Consider the following 19,710-nt stretch of genomic DNA (forward strand, 5'->3'; position numbering starts at 1 on the left):
TGCGAAAACTACTGGTGGAGAAGGGAAATCCAGATAATTCGACCGTAATCGGCGCGGTTATCATCTCGATAGCGCCGCGTGTGCACGCACACGTCAGGGCGGCGATACGTAGCCCCGGGTATCCGGGGAATCTGTGGTCGTTCGGCATAGGTAGATCCGCCTTCAGTCCAGGCCGTAGTTGTTGTCGAGGAGTTCGAAGAGCTCGTCCGCGGAGGCGTCGCCGAGCAGATCCCGGTCCGGAGCGGGCGCCTCGGACTCGGTCCACCGGCGCACGAGCTGCTGCAGGCGGACTCCGATCTCCTGCCCACCCGGAATACCGGGGCTGAGACCGGCCAACGCCGATTCCAGGCGCTCGAGCTCGGTCAACGCGCGAGTTCCTGCCGCACTGTCGGAGCACAGTTCGGCGTAGAGCACATCGACCAGTGCACTCGGGGTCGGATGATCGAAGACCACCGTCGCAGGCAGCTGAACCCCTGTGGCAGAGCGCAATTGGTTCCGGAACTGCACAGCGAGCATGGAATCGAAGCCGCTGTCGGCGAAGGCCTGCTCGGCCCGCACGGCCGAGCGATCACTGTGGCCGAGCACTGCCGCCGCGTGACCGGTGACGATATCGAGCAGTATCCGCCGGCGGGCCGGTTCATCGAGCGGTTCCAGCCGTCCGGCAAGCGCGGTGGGCGCGGCCTCGGTGTCAGCTCGGCTGCCGAGCGCCTGCGCGATATCGGGCAGGTCCCGAATCAGACCCAGAGCACGCGGACTGGGCACCGACGCGACAATCCGGTCTACATCGATATCGGCAACAAAGCCCTCGGCCTCGTCCTGATCGAGCATCCGCTGTAGCACCGCGGTGACGGTCCCAATGGGCAGCGCCCGGTCGGTCGCAATAGACCGTGCATCCTGTCCCCCGAGTGCGACCACCAAGGTGTGCGCACCGCGGTCGCGGCGTTGTCGCAGCCGCGCTTGGATGGCTGCGCTAGCAGCGGTGGCCGCGCCGTGCCTGGCCGCGCCCCATGTTCCGCTCAACGCGGTCAGCACGAGGAAGGTCGTGTCCCCGGATGTGTTCAGCGCCTCCAGGTTTCGCATTGCCGCCATTGCCGTGTCCACGGTTTCGCCGAGCTCCCGCGCGGTGAGGGTAGCGACAGTCGCACCAGGCTCGGGCAATGCCGAGTGCACGACGATGCGGATCGGCGGCCCGTCCGCCAGGTCGGCCGCTAGTTCGGGATCGCCAGCGGCACAGTCGATTACAGTCAGTTCCGCGCCGAGCTCAGCCAACTGCTCGCGCAGCGCCTCTTCCTCGCGAAGTATGTCTTCGACAGCCTCGCTATTGGCGGACACCTCCGAGTCGGGCTTGTCGTTCCTGCCTCCTCCGGCGATCACGACGTGCGTGGCGCCTTGCGTAGCGAGCCACCGCGCCAACTCGGCCGTCAGCTCGCTTCTCCCCGCCGTGATCAGCGCTGTGCCACCCGTGGGCGACCAGTCTCGCAGTACCGGACCGTCGTGAATATCGGTGCGCTGCAGGCGTCTTCCGTAGGTACCGGCACTCCGAATTGCGATTTGGTCCTCGCCGTGACCGCCGGTCAATACTGCCGCGACCCGGTCTGCGAGCGTGTCTCCCCCTGCAGCGAAGGCGTCCTGGTCCACGGAGGGCAGGTCGAGCAGGCCACCGAAGCGTGTTTCCTGTTCCAGCAGCAGAACCTGACCCAGTCCCCACAGGCAGGACTGGTTCGCGTACTCGAGTTGTTCGTCGTCGACAGCGACCGCACCGGTTGTCACGCACCACAGCGGTGCGGTGATCTCCCGTGCGTCGAGCGCACGCAGCATTTCCACGGTCGCGACAAGTCCGGCCGGTGTCGCGCCACGGCCCGGTGCCAGGTCCTCGTTCAGACCGAGCAGCGAGACGATGCCAGCTGGTTGTCCAGGCAGGGTGGGATCGGCCAGCACATCGTCAGCGGAGGTGCCGGCGGCCAGGGTGACGATCACGGGTCGCGCGCCGCCTTGTCGCAGGGCTCGGGCGCAGATTTCAACAGCCGGGTGCTGCTGCTGATCGCTCGGCACGAGCAGCAGCCAGTCGCCGGACAATCGCGCCGATGGCAAGCCGGTAACGGGCTGCCAGCCGATCCGGTAGGTCAGCTCCGCGTCGGCGACGGTCGCGAGTCCGCCACCCGCTGCGGGAGCGTGCCGTCCCGGTGACGGCAGCCAAAATCGTTCGCGCTGAAACGCATACGTGGGCAGGGGCACCGCCGGGACGCCACCTGTATCGCGGGCGGCGCGTTCGCCGTTCGGCGCGGCCACCCGGTCCCACGACACCGTCACTCCGGCGCACCAGGCTTCGCCCAGTGAGGTGAGTAGGCGTTGGCGGCCGCCGTCGTCGCGGCGCAGCGAGCCGATGGCAGCGATAGTGCGGCCGGTCTCCTCCGCGGTGCCGTCGATTGCGGCGGTGAGGACGGGATGCGGGCTCATTTCGAGGAATCTGGTGATGCCGGCGTCGAGCAGGCTTCTTGTCCCCGAGTCGAATTCGACGGTCTCGCGCAGGTTGCGGAACCAATAGGCGGCGTCCAGGGACGCGCCGTCGGTGCGTTCGCCGGTGACCGTCGAGTAGAGCGGGATATCACCGTCGCGCGGCCGGATGTCGGCGAGCAGGTGCAGCATTTCGTCGCGGAGTCGCTCCACTTGAGTGGAATGCGCGGCATAGTCGACAGGGATGAGGCGGGCACGGATACCTCGGCCTTCGCAATTGGCCACCAAGTCGGCCAATGCCTCGGGCTTTCCCGCGACGACCACTGCGCCCGGGCCGTTGACGGCTGCGACGCAGATGCTCTCGCCGTACGGGGCGATCAGCTCTTCGGCCCGCCAGTGTCCGACCGCCATGGACACCATGCCGCCCGCACCCGACAGGCTGCGCAACATTCGGCTGCGCAGTGCCACGACCTTGGCCGCGTCGGCGAGCGACAGCGCACCGGCGACGCAGGCGGCCGCGATCTCACCTTGAGAGTGCCCGATCACCGCGTCGGGATGCACACCGGCGGCACGCCATTGGGCAGCCAGCGCCACCATCACGGCGAAGAGCGCGGGCTGCACGACATCGACCCGTTCGAGCGAGGCCGCGTCAGGCCGGGCCCGCAACACGTCGGTCAGTGACCAGTCCACCCAAGGCGTCAGCGCCGCTTCACACTCGGCAATCGCGACGGCGAATTCGGGCGCGGTGTCCAGCAATTCGGCGGCCATACCCGGCCATTGCGCACCCTGTCCCGGGAACACGAACGCCGTCCGCCCTGCTGTGGCCTCGCCCCGAACAATCCCGGGCGCGGCCGGATCCTCGGCGAGATCAGTGAGCGACTGCAGTAGCGTTTCTCGATCCGTGCCTACGACGACCGCACGCATCGGGAAGTCCGACCGCGCAGCCAATGCGCCTGCCACCTCGGCGATTTCGACTCCAGCATGGGCAATCAGGTGATCGCGCAGCCGGACTGCCTGCCCGCGCAACGCCGTTTCACTCCGCGCGGACAGTACCCAGGACACCGGCTCGCCGATCGTTTCGAACGCAGCGGCAGCCCGCTCGCCGAGCATTGCGGCAGGCCGCGCATCAGGAACAGCGTGGAGCTGCTCACCGGCTGCGTCGCCCGACCACTCGTTCAGCGTCGTGGCCGGACCCTCGGGCACCGCCTCTTCGAGCAGGACGTGGGCATTGGTGCCACTCATGCCGAAGGCCGAGACTCCGGCCCGGCGTGGGTGGCCGTCGCTCTCCCAGGGCCTGGCCTCGGTGAGCAGTTCGATCTCACCCGTGGACCAGTCGACGCGGGAGGTCGGTTCGTCGATGTGCAGTGTCCGGGGCAGTAGTCCGTGTCGCAATGCTTGGACCGTTTTGATGATGCCCGCGACTCCGGCGGCGGCCTGGGTGTGGCCGATATTGGATTTCAGCGAACCCAGCCGCAGTGGTCCTCGTCCGTGGCGCTCGGCGCCGTAGGTGGCGAGGAGCGCTTGTGCCTCGACCACGTCGCCGAGGACTGTGCCCGTGCCGTGTGCTTCCACGAGGTCGATGTCCGCGGCGTCGAGTCCGGCATTGGCGAGTGCCTGGCGGATCACCCGTTGCTGGGCAAGGCCGTTCGGGGCGGTGAGGCCGTTGGAGGTGCCGTCCTGGTTGACGGCGCTGCCGCGGATGACGGCGAGTACGGGGTGGCCGTGTCGCTGAGCGTCGGACAGTCGCTCGACGAGCAGCATGCCGACGCCCTCGCCCCAGCCGGTGCCGTCGGCGGTTTCGGCGAAGGAGCGGCAGCGGCCGTCCGCGGAAAGTCCGCGCTGTCTGCTGAATTCGACGAAGACGTCCGGTACCGCCATGATGGCCGCGCCGCCGACGAGGGCGAAGGAGCATTCTCCGGAACGCAGCGCCTGACCGGCAAGGTGCAGGGCAACCAGGCCGGAGGAGCAGGCGGTGTCCAGGGTGACGGCCGGTCCTTCGAGGCCGAATTGGTAGGCGATGCGCCCGGAGGCCACGCTGGTGACGGTGCCTGCAAGCAGGTGTCCCTCGACCTCGGGTGAGGCTGGTCCGGAGCCGTATCCCTGTCCGGCGACGCCGACGAAGACCCCGCCGGTGTTGTCCTCGAGCCGCAGCGGGTCCATCCCCGCGCGCTCGAGTGCCTCCCATGCGGTCTCCAGCAGCAGCCGTTGCTGAGGGTCCATGGCCAGCGCCTCGCGCGGTGAGATGCCAAAGAATGTGGCATCGAAATCGGCTGCCTCGGTGAGGAATCCGCCGCCGGTGGCATAGCAGGTCCCGAGGTTGTCCGGGTCGGGATGGTAGAGGGAGCCGAGGTTCCAGCCGCGATCGGCAGGCATTGGCGAGAGGGCGTCGACCTCGCCGGTAACAAGGTCCCACAACTCTTCTGGGGTTCGCACGCCGCCGGGGAAGCGGCAGGCCATGGCGACCACGGCGAGCGGTTCGGCGGGATCGGCGGTGGTTCCGGCGACGGGTGCCGGTGTGGCCGTGAGGCCTCCGGCCAGCAGCTCGTGCAGATGTGCACTCAATGCGACGATGCTCGGATGGTCGAAAAGCAGCGAGGCGGGCAAAGTCAGACCGGTGACCGCAGCGAGCCGATTGCGTACCTCGACGGTGGTCAGGGAGTCGAACCCGAGTTCACGCAGCGGGCGTTCGGGATCGAATGCGTGCCCGGCATCGTGCCCGAGCGCCTTGGCGACTTCGGTGCTCACCAATTCCCGCAGTAGATGGTGCTGTTCGGGCTCGGCCAATCCGATGAGCCGCTGCCGCCACCCGTGGGCGGAATCGTTCGGGGTGTGTTGCCCCGTATCTGCCGGGATGGCCTCGGGGATCCCGCGCAGTAGTGCACTCGGCCGGCCGGAGGTGAAGGTGGGTGCGAACCGCTCCCAGTCCACTTCGGCCACAACCACGTGCGTATCGCCTTCGTCGATGGCCTGTCGCAGCGCCGCGACCGCCATGGCTGGTTCCAGTCCGATCAGGCCGTGCCGCAACAGGATTGTTCCCGCGCCGCCCTGCGCCATTCCGGTACCGGCCCACGGCCCCCAGGCCACCGAGGTAGCGGGCAGTCCGCGGGCGTGCCTGCGCACGGCGAGTGCATCCAGGTGCGCGTTGGCGGCCGCATAGCCGCTCTGCCCACCGCTGCCCCAAGTTCCGGCGATCGAGGAGAAGAGGACGAACGCTTCCAGCGACTGCGGGTCGAGTAGCTCGTCGAGGTGCGTCGCGCCCGTCACCTTGGCGGCCAGTTCATCGGCCAGCTCGTCGGCGGTGCGGTCCTGGATAGGCCTGACCGACACCAGGCCTGCCGCATGGAAGACGGCGCGCGGCGAATCACCGGCTGCGCGTAGTCGTTCCAGCAATCCCGCGACAGCGGTGCGATCGGCGATATCGCAAGCCTCCAGGGTGACGCGGCTACCCATGCGTTCCAGCTCAGCGGCAAGCGCCGCCGCGTCCGGTGCGGCGTCGCCGCGACGGCTTACGAGGACGAGGTGCCCGGCGCCGTCGGCCACCAGGTTGCGCGCGACTTCTGCGCCGATCCCACCGGTGCCACCCGTAATCAGGATGGTGCCAGCCGGTTTCCAGCGTGGCCGGTCCGCCGGCGCGCTCGGGACAGCGCGGACGAGACGTCGCCCGAACAGCCCGGACGGCCGGATCGCGAACTGATCCTCCTCCCCCAGCCCGCCGCTGACCACCGCTGCGAGCAGTCGCTGGGCGGTGTCGTCCAGGACCTCTGGCAGGTCGACGAGCCCGCCCCAGACTCGGGGATGTTCCAGTGCGGCAACGCGCCCGAAACCCCAGATCTGCGCCTGCTCCGCTACCGGCGGCACGTCCTGCGCCACACCGGACGTGACGCACCACAGCCTGAGATCGGCGTCGATATCGCCCGCTGCCTGGACCAGACGGAGGGTGTTTCCGAGCGGATCAGCTCCCAGCGCGAGCAGCGACACCACCCCCGCCGGCGCCGAATCCCGCAGCTGCTCTGAGAGTTCGGCACGGGTCGTTGCTGCGCCCACCTCGAGGATGCTCACCTCAGCGCCATGCCCGGCGAGCGCCTCTGCCACCGCGAGCATTCGTTCCGCTGATGCAGTGGCGGCCGTGTCCTTCTCCGGCGCCGGCACCACCAGCAACCACGGACCACTCAGGCGGGGGTGGGCCGGTGCCGTCAATGACTGCCAGGAAATGCGGTAGCGCAGAGTCGTGGCGAGGGATTCCCGTTCGGTCCGTGCACGCCATGCAGACAACGCGGGCAGCGCATCAGCGAGCGGGGTATCGACCGTGATATTCAGCAGGGCGGCCAGTGCTGATGCATCGTTGTCGCGCAACAGATTCCAGTCGGCGCCAGCGGTCGGGTCCGCGGCGGCGTTCTCCGGCCAGAACCGCTGATGCTCGAACGGATACGTGGGAAGGTCGATCTGCTTGCCCACCGCAGGCCAGGTGACCGGAATGCCGCGCACGTATAGCCCGGCGAGCGCTGCGGTGACCGATCGGGACTCGTTGCGCCCCTTGGGAAGCAGGGGCAAGGCCGTTCCGGCAGGGTTCGCGGGCAGGCAGTCGGCCAGCAGCGCCGCGAGGATGCCACCGGGGCCGACCTCGAGGAAGACGGACGCCCCTTCGGCAGCCAGTGCGTCGATGCCGTCGCGGAAGCGCACAGTGCCGCGAATGTGTCGGACCCAGTAGTCGGCGGTGCACAACTCGTCCGCCGTCGCAGGCGCACCGGTCAGATTGGAGATCACCGTCAGTTGCGGCGGCGCATAGGTGATCGATTCCGCGATGCTCCGGAACTCGTCGAGCATGGGTTCCATTCGGGCGGAATGGAATGCGTGACTGACGGCGAGCCGCCGGGTGCGTCTCCCGAGCGCGCGCAGTTGGCCGGCGATGCCTTCGACGGCCTCGCTGTCACCGCTCAGCACAATGGATGTCGGCCCGTTGACGGCTGCGATCGCGACGGCGTCCTCGGTAAGGAGTTCGCGGACCTCGTCCTCGGTGGCTTCGACCGCCACCATCGCGCCGCCCTCGGGCAGTTCGTCCATGAGCCGTCCGCGCGCGGCGACCAGCGCGCACGCGTCGGGCAGGGTCAGCACGCCCGCGATATGTGCGGCTGCGAGCTCGCCGACGGAGTGCCCGATGAGCAGATCCGGCCGGACTCCCCGCCGTTCCAGCAAGCGCGACAAGGCCACCGAGACGGCGAAGAGCGCGGGCTGGGTGTACCGGGTTCGATCCAGCAGCCGGGCCGCATCGGTGTCCTCGGCCGCGAACAGGATCTCCTGCAAGGAACGATCGAGGTGCGGCGCGAAGTGCGTGAGCACCTCGTCGAGCGCCTCGGCGAACACGGGCTCAGCGCGGTACAGCTCGGCGCCCGCAGCGGCGAATTGACTACCCTGCCCGGGGAACAGGAACGCCAGGCGCCCATTTCCCTGCGCGATACCGGTGATCACATCGTCGGCAGGAATTCCGTGACCGAAGCCGGTGAGCGCCTGCAGCGCAGCCATGTCGTCCTGTGGCAGGATCACCGCCCGGTGGCGCAGGCCCGCACGAGTGGCGGCGAGGGTGTGCGCGACATCCGCCACGGCGATGTCCGGATCGGCGGCGACATGCTCGCCGATGCTGGACGCCAAGAGACGCAACGCTTCCTGGGTAGCCGCGGACAGCACCAGGGGCAACGCGAAAGTCTCAGCCGCGACCTCTCCCCCGATCCCAGTCGTCTCGTGATCCAGGGCCGCTGGTGTTTCCCGGTCCTCGGCCTGCGACGGTTCTTGGAGGATCACATGCGCGTTCGTGCCGCTGATGCCGAATGCGGACACACCGGCCCGCAGCGGACCTGCCGCTCGCGACCATGAAGTCGGCTCGGTGAGCAACCGCAGACCCGAAGTGTCCCAATCGATGTGCGGGGTCGGCGCCTCTGCGTGCAGGGTCGGCGGGAGTTCGCCGTGCTGCAACGCTAGGACCATCTTGATCACGCCGGCCACACCGGCCGCAGCCTGCGTGTGCCCGATGTTGGACTTAACCGATCCGAGCCACAGCGGCTGGGTTTCGCGGTTGCCGTAAACGGCTTGCAGGGCTTGCGCTTCGATCGGATCGCCGAGGTTGGTGCCGGTGCCGTGGGCCTCGACCGCGCCCACGTCGGTGGCAGAGATTCCCGCGTCGGCGAGGGCAGCGCGGATGACGCGTTGCTGAGCGAGGCCGTTGGGGGCGGTGAGGCCGTTGCTGGCGCCGTCCTGGTTGATCGCGGTGCCGGTGACGAGGGCCAGCACGCGGTGGCCGTGGCGGCGGGCGGCGGAAAGTCGTTCGAGCATCAGGACTCCGGCGCCCTCCGACCAGGCGGTGCCGTCGGCGTTGGCGGAGAAGGCTTTGCAGCGGCCGTCGCGGGCCAGGGCGCCTTGCCTGCTGAATTCGAGGAACAGGGTCGGCGAGCTCATGATGGTGATGCCGCCGGTCAGTGCTCGTTCGCATTCGCCGCGGCGCAGGGCCTGCACGGCAAGGTGCAGGGCCACCAGGGAGGCCGAGCAGGCGGTGTCGACGGTGAGTGCGGGCCCTTCCAGACCGAACGTATAGGACAGTCGACCCGAGAGCACGCTGGCGGTATTGCCGGTCAGGAAGTGGCCTTCGGTGTCGTCGGCCGATCCGGCGATGCGCGCCGAGTAGTCCCCGCCGTTGGTGCCGATGAAGACGCCGACCGCGTCGCCGCGCAGTGAGCCCGGTTCGATGCCTGCGTGTTCGATTGCTTCCCAGCAGGTTTCGAGCAGGATGCGCTGTTGCGGGTCCATCGCCAGGGCCTCGCGCGGGGAGATGCCGAAGAAGGCCGCGTCGAAACCCGCCGCGTCGGAGAGGAAGCCGCCGACTCGGCTGTAGGTGGTGCCCGGTCGCCGGCGCTGTGGATCGTAGAGTCGCGCGAGGTCCCAGCCGCGGTCGTCGGGCCAGTCGGCCATGATGTCGCGGCCTTCGGCGAGCAACTGCCAGAACGCGTCGGGTCCGTGTGCGCCGCCGGGGAATCGGCAGCCGATGCCGACGATGGCGATCGGATCATCTGTGGTGGCGGTGGCTGCGATGACGGTTGGAGTCGCGGTGTCCGGTTCACCGAGTTCGGTGGCCAGGTGAGCGGCGAGGGCGTGCGGCGTGGCGTGGTCGAACAGGATCGTGGTGGGCAGGCGCAGTCCGGTGGCGCGGGCGAGCCGGTTGCGCATGTCGACCGCGCTGAGGGAGTCGAAGCCGAGTTCTGCGAAGGCCTTTCGAGTGTCGAGGGCGTCCGAGCTGTCGTGTCCGAGCACCTGGGCGGCGAGTTCGCCGATCAGCCCGGCGAGCCGGCGGGTCCGCTCGGCGATCGGTAATGCGGCCAGTCCTGTCCGCGGTGAGTCGGCAGGTTCGGCGGGTGTCGTCGCGACACCGGGCAGCTGCCCGAACAGTGCGAGGCCACGGGTGCGGCCGGCGGTGACGAAACGGGACCAATCCACGTCGGCGACAATCGTTTCGGCACTCTCACCTGCGAGGATTCGGCCCAGCGCGTCCAGGGCAGCGGCCGGGTCCATGGCGCGGACGCCGAGGCTGTCCAACCTTTCGGCATTGCGCTGGTCGACCATGCCGTCACCGGCCCACATGCCCCATGCCACGCAGGTGGTCGGCAGGCCCGCTGCCCGGCGGCCGGCGGCGAACGCGTCGAGGGCGGCGTTGGCGGCGGCGTAGTTCGCCTGGCCGAGACCGCCGATCGAGCCCATGAGCGAGGAGAACAGGACGAACGCCGACAGGTCGTGTCCGGCGGTGAGTTCGTGCAGATGTGTTGCGGCGGTGAGCTTGATCCGGAGCTGGCTGTCGAGACGGGCCGGAGTCAGGGTGTCGGCCATGCCGTCGTCGAGGATTCCGGCCGTGTGGAATACGGCGGTGAGTGGCAGGTCGGCGGGGATTGCGGCCAGTGCGGCGGCGAGCTGCTCGCGGTCGGTGACGTCGCATGCGGTGAGGGTGACGGACGTGCCTGCGGCGACGAGTTCCGCGCGAAGCTCGTCCGCGCCAGGGGCTTGCGGTCCGCGGCGGCTGAGCAGTAGCAGATGCGGGACTCCGCTCGCGGCGAGCTGCCGCGCGATATGGGCGCCGAGTCCACCCGTTCCGCCGGTGACGAGCACGGTGCCCGTACCCGGCCACTGTTCCCCTGTGCCGAGGCCTTCCACGACCGGTTGCAGTCGGCGGCCGTACACGCCGGTCGCGCGGACAGCGATATGGTCTTCGTCGCGCGCGCCGCCAAGGACGGTACGCAGCCGGCCCGCGAGCCTGCCGTCGAACTCCGGTGGCAGATCGATGAGTCCGCCCCAACGGTCCGGATGTTCCAGTGCGAGAACGCGACCCAGCCCCGCGACGGCGCCGTGCGCGGGTGTGCCGGGCTGTTCGCCGGAGCCGATCGCGGCCAGGCCGCGGGTGACGCACCACAGCGGAGCGGCAATACCGGCGTCGCCCAGGCCTTGTGCCAGGGCCAGTGTCAGCGCCACGCCGCCGGGTAGCTCCGGGTAATCCGGGTGGGGACGTAACTCGTCGGCCAGCAGTGAAAGCACGGCGGTGACAGGCCGGTCCCCGATCGCTTCGCTTACCAGTGCGGCCAGCCCCACCCGGTCCTGATCGGGACCTGACACGGTGAGCCGGATCAGTTCCAGCCCTGCGGCGATCAGCGCGCTTGCGACGTCACCGCCATCGGTTTCTGGTTCGACCAGCAGCAAGGGTCCGGCAGGCGGTGCGGGCGGCAGTGAAAGCGGTTGCCAGACAGTGCGATAACGCCACGAAGTGCCGCGATGTGCCCGCCAGGCAGACAAGGCCGGGAGGACCCGTGCGAGGGCCTCGGCATCGACGTCCAGCGCGTGCGCCAGTTCCGGCACCGACTGGCTTTCCAGCTCACGCCAGAAGTCATCGGATTCCACTGCCGCGGTGCGGATTTCCGGATCGGCCCAGTACCGCCGATGCTGGAACGGGTAAGTGGGCAGGGCGACCGGGCGCACGGCAGTACCGTCGAGTGCCACGGTCCAGTCGACCGGCAGCCCGCGCACCCACGCCTCGCCCAGCGCGCACAGCAGGCGATGCCCGCCGCCCTCGCCACGTTCGAGGCTGTGCAGTGCGGCGACGGAGGTTTCGGCGGCCGTCGCGCTGTCCTCGATGCTCGCGGCGAGGACGGGGTGCGAGCTGATCTCCAGGAATGCGGTGTGGCCGAGTTCGATCAGGGCCTGGACCGCCGGGGCGAAGGCGACCGGCTGCCGCAGATTGCGGTACCAGTAGCCGGCGTCGAGCTCGGCGGTGTCCGCCCAGTCGCTGTCCACCGTGGAGTAGAAGGGGATATCGCCGGTGCCAGGACGGATTCCGTCCAGCGAGGCGTGCAGCTCGGCGCTGATCTCCTCGACCTGCGCCGAATGCGAGGCGTAGTCGACGTCGATGCGTCGCGCCCGGATCCCCTCGGCCGCGCATAGGTCCAGAAGTTCGATCAGCGCGTCGGGGTCACCGGACACCACGGTCGCGGCGGGACCGTTGATCGCGGCGGTCGAGATCTGGTCCGACCAGGGGGCGAGGAGATCCGCAGTGTCCTCAGCAGAACGGGCGATCGACACCATGCCGCCACGGCCCGCGAGCGCGGCGATGGCCTGACTCCGCAACGCGACTACCTTCGCGCCATCCACCAGCGACAATCCACCCGCCACCACCGCGGCCGCGATCTCACCCTGCGAATGACCCACCACCGCAGCAGGTTCCACACCGAAGGACCGCCACACCGCAGCCAGCGACACCATCACCGAGAACAACACCGGCTGAACAACATCCACCCGATCCAACGGACCCGACGAACGCAGCAAATCAATCAGAGACCACTCCACGAACGGCGCCAACGCCGCCTCACACTCGGCCATCCGCTTCGCGAATACCGGAGACTCGTCCAACAGCTCCCGAGCCATACCCGCCCATTGCGAGCCCTGACCCGGAAACACGAAGACCACCGGTCCGGCGTCGGCTGCCGATCCCACCGCGATGCCCGGACCGATCTGCCCGGCAGCGAAGGCGGGGAACCGTTCTGAAAGCTCCGCCCGGTCGCCGACGACGACCGCGCGGTGCTCGAAGGAGGCACGGGTGGTGGCCAAGGCGTGGGCCAGATCGTGCGGAATCACCGCGTCATCGCAGGCCAGCGGAAGCACCAGCCGCGCCTGGTCACGTAGTGCTTGCGGCGTGCGGGCCGACAATACGAGCGGCACCCGTCCCACAGGCGGGACGGGCGGTTCGATGGGTTCGGCTTCGGTGGCCGGTTCCTCCAGCAGCACATGCGCGTTCGTTCCACTGATGCCGAACGACGACACACCTACCCGCCGCGGCCGCTCACCTCGCGGCCATTCGACCGCCTCGGTCAGCAAGGAGACAGCGCCGGATGCCCAGTCCACGAACGACGAAGGCTGATCCACATGCAAAGTCCGCGGCAACATCTCGTGCCGCATGGCCTGCACCATCTTGATCACACCGGCGACACCTGCTGCCGCCTGCGTATGGCCGATATTCGACTTCAGCGACCCGAGCCGCAGCGGCTGCTCAGCGGACCGCGTGCGGCCGTATGTCGCCAGCAGTGCCTGCGCTTCGATGGGATCACCCAGTTTGGTGCCGGTGCCGTGCGCCTCGACGGCGTCGACATCGGCGGTGGTCAATCCCGCGTCGGCCAGTGCGGCCCGGATCACCCGTTGCTGGGAAGGGCCGTTCGGCGCGGTGAGCCCGTTGCTGGTCCCGTCCTGGTTGACGGCCGAACCGCGGACGACCGCCAGCACCTGATGACCATTGGCCACCGCATCCGACAAACGCTCGACGAGCAGCAGCGCCGCGCCCTCACCCCAGCTGGTTCCATCCGCAGCGGCCGCGAACGCCTTGCAACGAGCGTCCGGTGCCAGGGCGCGCTGGCGGCTGAAGCCGATGAATTCGGCGGGGCTGGACATGACCGTGACGCCGCCCGCCAGCGCGAGATCGCATTCGCCGCGACGCAGTGCTTGCGCCGCGAGATGCAACGCCACCAGCGACGACGAACACGCCGTATCCAGTGTCAGCGCTGGGCCTTCCAGCCCGAGCACGAACGACAGCCGCCCCGAGACGACGCTGCCCGAACTGCCGACCAACCGCTGACCGTCGATCGAAGACAAGCCGCCGGGGAGAGTGAGTCCCTGGTCGTAGAACATGGCACCGGCATAAACGCCGGTCCGTGAACCTCGCAGCGAGTGCGGATCGATGCCCGCGTATTCCACTGCTTCCCAGGCCGTTTCGAGCAGGAGTCGCTGTTGCGGGTCCATCGCCAGCGCTTCACGCGGCGAAATGCCGAAGAACTCGGCATCGAATTCCGCCGCCTCATGCAGAAACCCGCCCTCGCGCACATACGACCGGCCCGCCCGATCCGGATCCGAATCGAACAAACTCTCCAGATCCCAGCCCCGATCAACCGGGAAACCCGAGATCCCGTCCCCGCCGGAAGCCACCAAATCCCACAAACCTTCGGGCGAGCGCACCCCGCCCGGCAGCCGGCATGCCATCCCGACGATCGCGATCGGCTCCCGTGCGGCGGCTTCCAGTTCACGGTTCTGCTTGCGCAGCCGCACGGTCTCTTTCACCGCATCCCGAAGAGCGCCGATCAGCTCGGCGGACCCGGTCTCGGAATCCTTCACGATTCAGCCCCTTCACGCGCCAGAGAAATCAGATCCGCCAGTGCCAGTCCGTCGATTGCGTCCTCGTCCACCTCGGCGGTGCCGGGCCGCGAATCGAGCACGGCGAGCAGCCCTTCCAGCAGCCCGGCCTCGCGGAGTCTGCTGATCGGTACCGCGGCGAACTCGCGGCGGAAGCGGGCCTCGTCGAATCCGTCGTCCGCGTCTTCTGCGGTCGCGGTGAACAGGTCCGCACGCAGCTTGCGGGCGAGCTCGCCAGGCGTGGGGTGGTCGAACAGGACGGTCGGTGGCAGTCGCAGCCCGGTAACTTGGGTGAGTCGGTTGCGCAGTTCGAGCGCGGTGAGCGAGTCCGTGCCCAGTTCGGTGAAGGTCCGCCCGTCCGGTACTCGTCCGACGCCGGAATAGTCCAGTACCGCAACCACTTCGGCGCGAATCACATCCAGCAGTGCCTGTTCCTGTCTCTCCGGCGTCAATACGGCCAGGCGCCGCAGGAAATCGGGGTCACCGGACGTCTCACCGCGCCGCTGCGGACGACGAGTGCGAATCAGCCCGCGCAGCAACGGCGGTGTCTCGCCTGCGATCGAGGCGCGATCCAGCAGCATCGGCGCGAGGTACGCGACATCTTGTCGCAGCGCGATATCGAACAGCCGCAACCCGTCGGCATCGCTCAAGCCGCCGATCCCGGCCCGCGCCGTGTGAGCACGCTCGGCCTTGCCCAGCTCGGCCGCCATGCCGCGTTCCGCCCAGGCACCCCAGCCGAGCGCGATACCGGCCATTCCCATTTCGCGCCGCTGCCTGGCCAGCGCGTCGAGGAATGCGTTGGCCGCCGCATAGTTCCCTTGCCCGGCCGTACCGAAAACACCTGAAACAGACGAGAACAGCACGAACGCCGCAAGCTGGGCGTCTCGTGTCAGCTCGTGCAGATTCCACGCGGCATCCACCTTGGGCCGCAGCACGCTGTCGATCCGCTCGGCGGTCAGCGCGCCGATAACGCCATCATCAAGGACTCCGGCCGCATGAATCACGGCTGTCAGTGGGCGCTCGGCTGGAATGCTCTTCAGCGTCCGAGCGAGCGCCTCGCGTTCCGCGACATCACAGGCAGCCACCACAACTTCGGCACCCAGCCCAGTCAGCTCGGCACACAGCTCCGCCATACCGCCGGCCTGTTCCCCGCGCCGGCTGACGAGCAGCAGCCGCCTCACACCGTGTTCGAGCACGAGATGGCGAGCGATGAGTCGGCCCAACGCACCGGTCGCGCCGGTGACCAGCGCTGTGCCCTCCGTAGACCACCCCCCTCGCGGAATAGCCGAATCAAGCTCCTGCGTCGGCGATTTCGACTCCGGCGAGATCGCCGTCCCGGCTGCTGCCAGGCGCGCCGCCAGCAAGGTGCCGGTCCGCAGCGCGCTTTGGGGTTCATCGGCTTCCAGCACTGCGGTCAGGGCGCGGTGCGATGCCGGGTCGGAATCCAGGTCGACCGCGACGAAGCGCTGCGGATTCTCGGTGTGGGCGGACAGCATCAGCCCTCGAGCACTCGCCGCCGCCAAGTCGGTGATGTTCTCACCTGGGCGGGCTGCGATCGCCCCGCGCGTCACGAAGGCCATACGCGCAGCTCCGAACCGGCTGTCCGACAGCCACGTTCGGGCTAGTCCTGCTGCTCGGTGGCACGCAGTGTGGACAGCCGCCGCCACGTCGACGGAGTCGTCTGCTCCACCCTCGAACGGGATCAGCACGACGTCCGGTGTGGCCGTTCCCCCGTCGATGGCGGTGGCGAGAGCCCTGAGATCGGCGAAGACGTCGACAGCGTGCCCGGCATCGATCAACTGCTCGGTCAGTCCGAGGCTGTCACCGACCACGGTCCATGCGATGGGCGGCGGGACCGGCTCTGCCGCAATGGGAATCCACTGCAGGTCGAACAGCGAGTCGGAGACCGCGCCGAGCTGGTCGGCTGTGACCGGTCGCAGGCTCAGCGAGGCCACTGAGGCGACCAGCCGCCCGGCAGGATCGGTCACGGTGAGCGCGATCGCGGCCGCACCGACCGGCGTGATGTGCACGCGCAGCGCCGACGGCCCGCTGGACCAGCGGCGTACGCCGGTCCACGCGAACGGCACCTGAGCGTGTTCGGTGAGCGGCAGCGTACCCAGTCCGAGAGCGTGCAGTGTCGCGTCGAGCAGTATCGGGTGCAGACCGAACGAGTCCGCCTGCTTCGATTCCTCCTCGGCGAGAACGACTTCGGCGAAAACCTCCGCGCCCTTGCGCCACGCCGCGCGCAGTCCTTGGAATACGGGACCGTATTCCAGTCCGCTCGCACCGAGGGTGTCATACCAGCCGGTCAAGTCGACCGCCTCGGCATCCGCAGGAGGCCATATGGCGGGGAAGTCAGCAGTGGCCTCCGCATCGCCCGCGCTGCTGGTGACCGTGCCAGTGGCGAGCAGAGTCCAGTCCTCGGTCGCCTCGTCCTGTGCGGGTCGGGAATGCACGGTCACTGACCGCCGCTCGTCGTCATCGGCCTCGGCAACGAAGACCTGGATATCGACCGCGCTCTCCTCGGAGAGTGTGAGTGCGGTGGTCAAGGTCAGGTCTTCGATGGTGTCCGCGCCCACCCGTTCGGCCGCGGCCAGCGCCAGTTCGACCAGGCCGGCTCCGGGGAATACGACCCGGTCCCACACCTTGTGGTCGTTCAGCCACGGATGCACGCCCAGCGAGAGCCGCCCGGTCAGCAATACCGAGTCGGTACCAGCCAGGCGAACCGCGGCAGTGAGTAGCGGGTGATCGGTGGCATCGAGTCCCAGCCCGCGCGCGCCGTCGCCGGCGCCGGAGGTGACGCTCGGCCAGTAGCGCTTGTGCTCGAAGGCGTAGGTGGGCAGGTCGACTCGGCGCGCTCCCGTGTACAGGGCAGTCCAGTCCGGCTCGAAGCCTCGGACCTGCAACCGGGCCACGGCGGTCCGGAACGAGAGTTCCTCGGGCTGATTCCTCCGCAGTGCCGCAATGAATTCGGAGGTTTGCGCCTCGTCGTCGGTAAGGCATTCGGGTGCCATGGCGGTGAGCACCGCGTCGGGTCCGATTTCGAGGTAGGTGGTGACGCCGCGGTCGTGCAGGTGGCGGATGCCGTCCCCGAACCGCACTGCCTCGCGGACATGGCGGACCCAGTAGGCGGGCGTGCAGATGTCTCGTCCTGCGGCCGTGCCGGTCAGATTCGACACCACCGGGATACTGGGCGTTTTGTAGGTCAGAGTGCTTGCCACAGCGGCGAATTCGTCGAGCATCGGAGTCATGCGCGGGGAGTGGAAGGCATGGGCGACCCGCAGTCTGTTCGTCTTGTGCCCGCGGGCCGCGAGCTGGTCTGCGATCGTCGTCACGACGTCGTCGTCGCCGGAGATCACCAGGGAGTGTGGCCCGTTCACTGCCGCGATCCCGGCGTGAAGCTCTTGCCCGGCCAGTAGTTCGGCCACGTCGTCCTCGGTGGCGCGGACGGCGATCATTGCGCCGCCGGCGGGCAGGTCCTGCATGAGCCGGCCGCGCGCCGCGACGAGGGTGACCGCATCCTCGAGGGAGAAGACGCCGGCCACGTGGGCTGCGGCGATCTCGCCGATCGAGTGCCCGGCCACGCGGTTGGGCCGGATTCCGATGTGCTGCAGCAGTCGATACAGCGCGACTTCGATGGTGAACAGGGCTGCCTGTGTCAAGACCGTGCGGTCCAGCAACTCTGGCTCGTCGGTGTCGAGTACCTCGCGCAGTGGACGGCCGAGGCGGTCGCCGAAGGCGCTGCAGATCTCGTCCACCGCTTGCGCGAAGACCGGGAACCGGGCGGCGAGCCCGCGGCCCATTCCGGGGCGCTGTGCACCCTGCCCGGTGAACAGGAACGCCAGATCGCCACCAGCGGGCGTACCGCGCACGACGCGGGTGGAAGAGCCTGCCCCGGCCAGTCCGGCCAGCGCTGTGAGCAGAGATTCGCGGTCGTCACCGAGTACGACGGCGCGATGCCGCAGGGGCGCACGCGTAGTCGCAAGCGAGAAGCCGATATCGGCGGGCCGCCAGCCCGGCCGGTCCACCAGATGCGCGCGCAGACGTTGCGCTTGATTGCGCAGGGCCGCTTCGGTGTTCGCCGAGATCGGCCACAGCACACCGGTCGCCTCGGCGTCGGCAGGTCGAGTGGGAATCTCGGCGTCGTCCTCGATCTCGGCGTCCGCGGTGGCCGGTTCCTCCAGCACCACATGCGCGTTCGTCCCGCTGATCCCGAACGAGGACACACCTACCCGTCGCGGGCGCTCACCCCGCGGCCACGCGACCGCCGCTGTCAACAAGCAGACAGACCCGGAATCCCAGTCGACGAACGGCGAGGGCTCATCGACATGCAGAGTCCGCGGCAATATCTCGTGCCGCATGGCCTGCACCATCTTGATCACGCCGGCCACACCTGCCGCTGCCTGCGCGTGGCCGATGTTCGACTTCAGCGACCCCAGCAGCAGCGGCCGATCGGCGGGCCGGTCCTGGCCATAGGTGGCCAGCAGAGCATGCGCCTCGATCGGATCGCCGAGCTTGGTGCCGGTGCCGTGCGCCTCGATGGCGTCCACATCGGCGGCATTCAATCCCGCGTCGGCCAATGCGGCCCGGATGACTCGTTGCTGCGCGGGCCCGTTCGGTGCGGTCAGGCCGTTCGATGCACCGTCCTGGTTGACCGCCGAACCGCGCAGCACCGCCAACACCCGATGACCATTGGCCATCGCATCCGACAAACGTTCGACCAGCAGCACGCCGACGCCCTCGGACCAGCCGGTGCCGTCGGCCGCGGCGGCGAACGCTTTACAGCGGCCATCGGCGGCCAGTGCACGCTGGCGACTGAAATCGACAAAGACCGCCGGCCGGGCCATCACGGTGGCACCGCCTGCCAGCGCGAGATCGCATTCGCCGCGGCGCAGTGCTTGCGCGGCCAGATGTAAGGCCACCAGCGACGACGAGCATGCCGTATCCACCGTCACCGCCGGGCCTTCCAGCCCGAGGACGAACGACACCCGTCCCGACAGCACGCTCGTGGCAGCAGCTATGCGCTGGCCCTCGACGGCAGGTAGGCGTTCCAGCAGGGCCGGCTCGTAATCGTGGTACATGGCACCGGCGTAGACACCGGTGCGGGTGCCTCGGAGCGAGGACGGGTCGATCCCGGCGTATTCCACTGCTTCCCAGGCTGTTTCGAGCAGCTGGCGCTGTTGTGGGTCCATCGCCAATGCTTCACGCGGCGAGATACCGAAGAACTCGGCATCGAAGTCCGCCGCTTGATGCAGAAACCCGCCCTCACGCACATACGATCGGCCCGCTCGATCCGGATCCGAATCGAACAAGCCCTCCAGATCCCAGCCGCGGTCGGTCGGAAATCCCGATACCCCGTCACCACCCGAGGCAACCAGATCCCACAGCCCCTCCGGCGAACTCACCCCACCGGGCAGCCGGCACGCCATCCCCACGATCGCTATCGGCTCCCGCGCCGCGGCGACCTGTTTGCGCAGTCGCACAGTCTCTTTCACCGCATCACGCAGTGCACCCACCAACTCTTCGACGGACCCACCCGGCACGCCACTTCCCATTTCG

Annotated in this window: 2 protein-coding genes; both read right to left on the reverse strand. The window is 68.7% G+C overall.

Translation table 11 applies throughout. The features are described 5' to 3' along the window. Positions 1 to 162 precede the first annotated feature (162 nt). Positions 163 to 14,133: a type I polyketide synthase gene (locus tag ACH438_RS41025; protein ID WP_397015687.1), complete on the reverse strand. Its 13,971-nt coding sequence runs from the start codon at positions 14,131 to 14,133 to the stop codon at positions 163 to 165. Continuing rightward, complete coding sequence (locus tag ACH438_RS41030) at positions 14,130 to 19,706, reverse strand: type I polyketide synthase (protein WP_397015689.1); 5,577 nt, start codon at positions 19,704 to 19,706, stop codon at positions 14,130 to 14,132. The genes ACH438_RS41025 and ACH438_RS41030 overlap by 4 nt, the downstream gene beginning before the upstream one ends. Positions 19,707 to 19,710 lie beyond the last annotated feature (4 nt).

The sequence above is a fragment of the Nocardia sp. NPDC020380 genome, from assembly GCF_044386975.1.
Lineage (GTDB): Bacteria > Actinomycetota > Actinomycetes > Mycobacteriales > Mycobacteriaceae > Nocardia.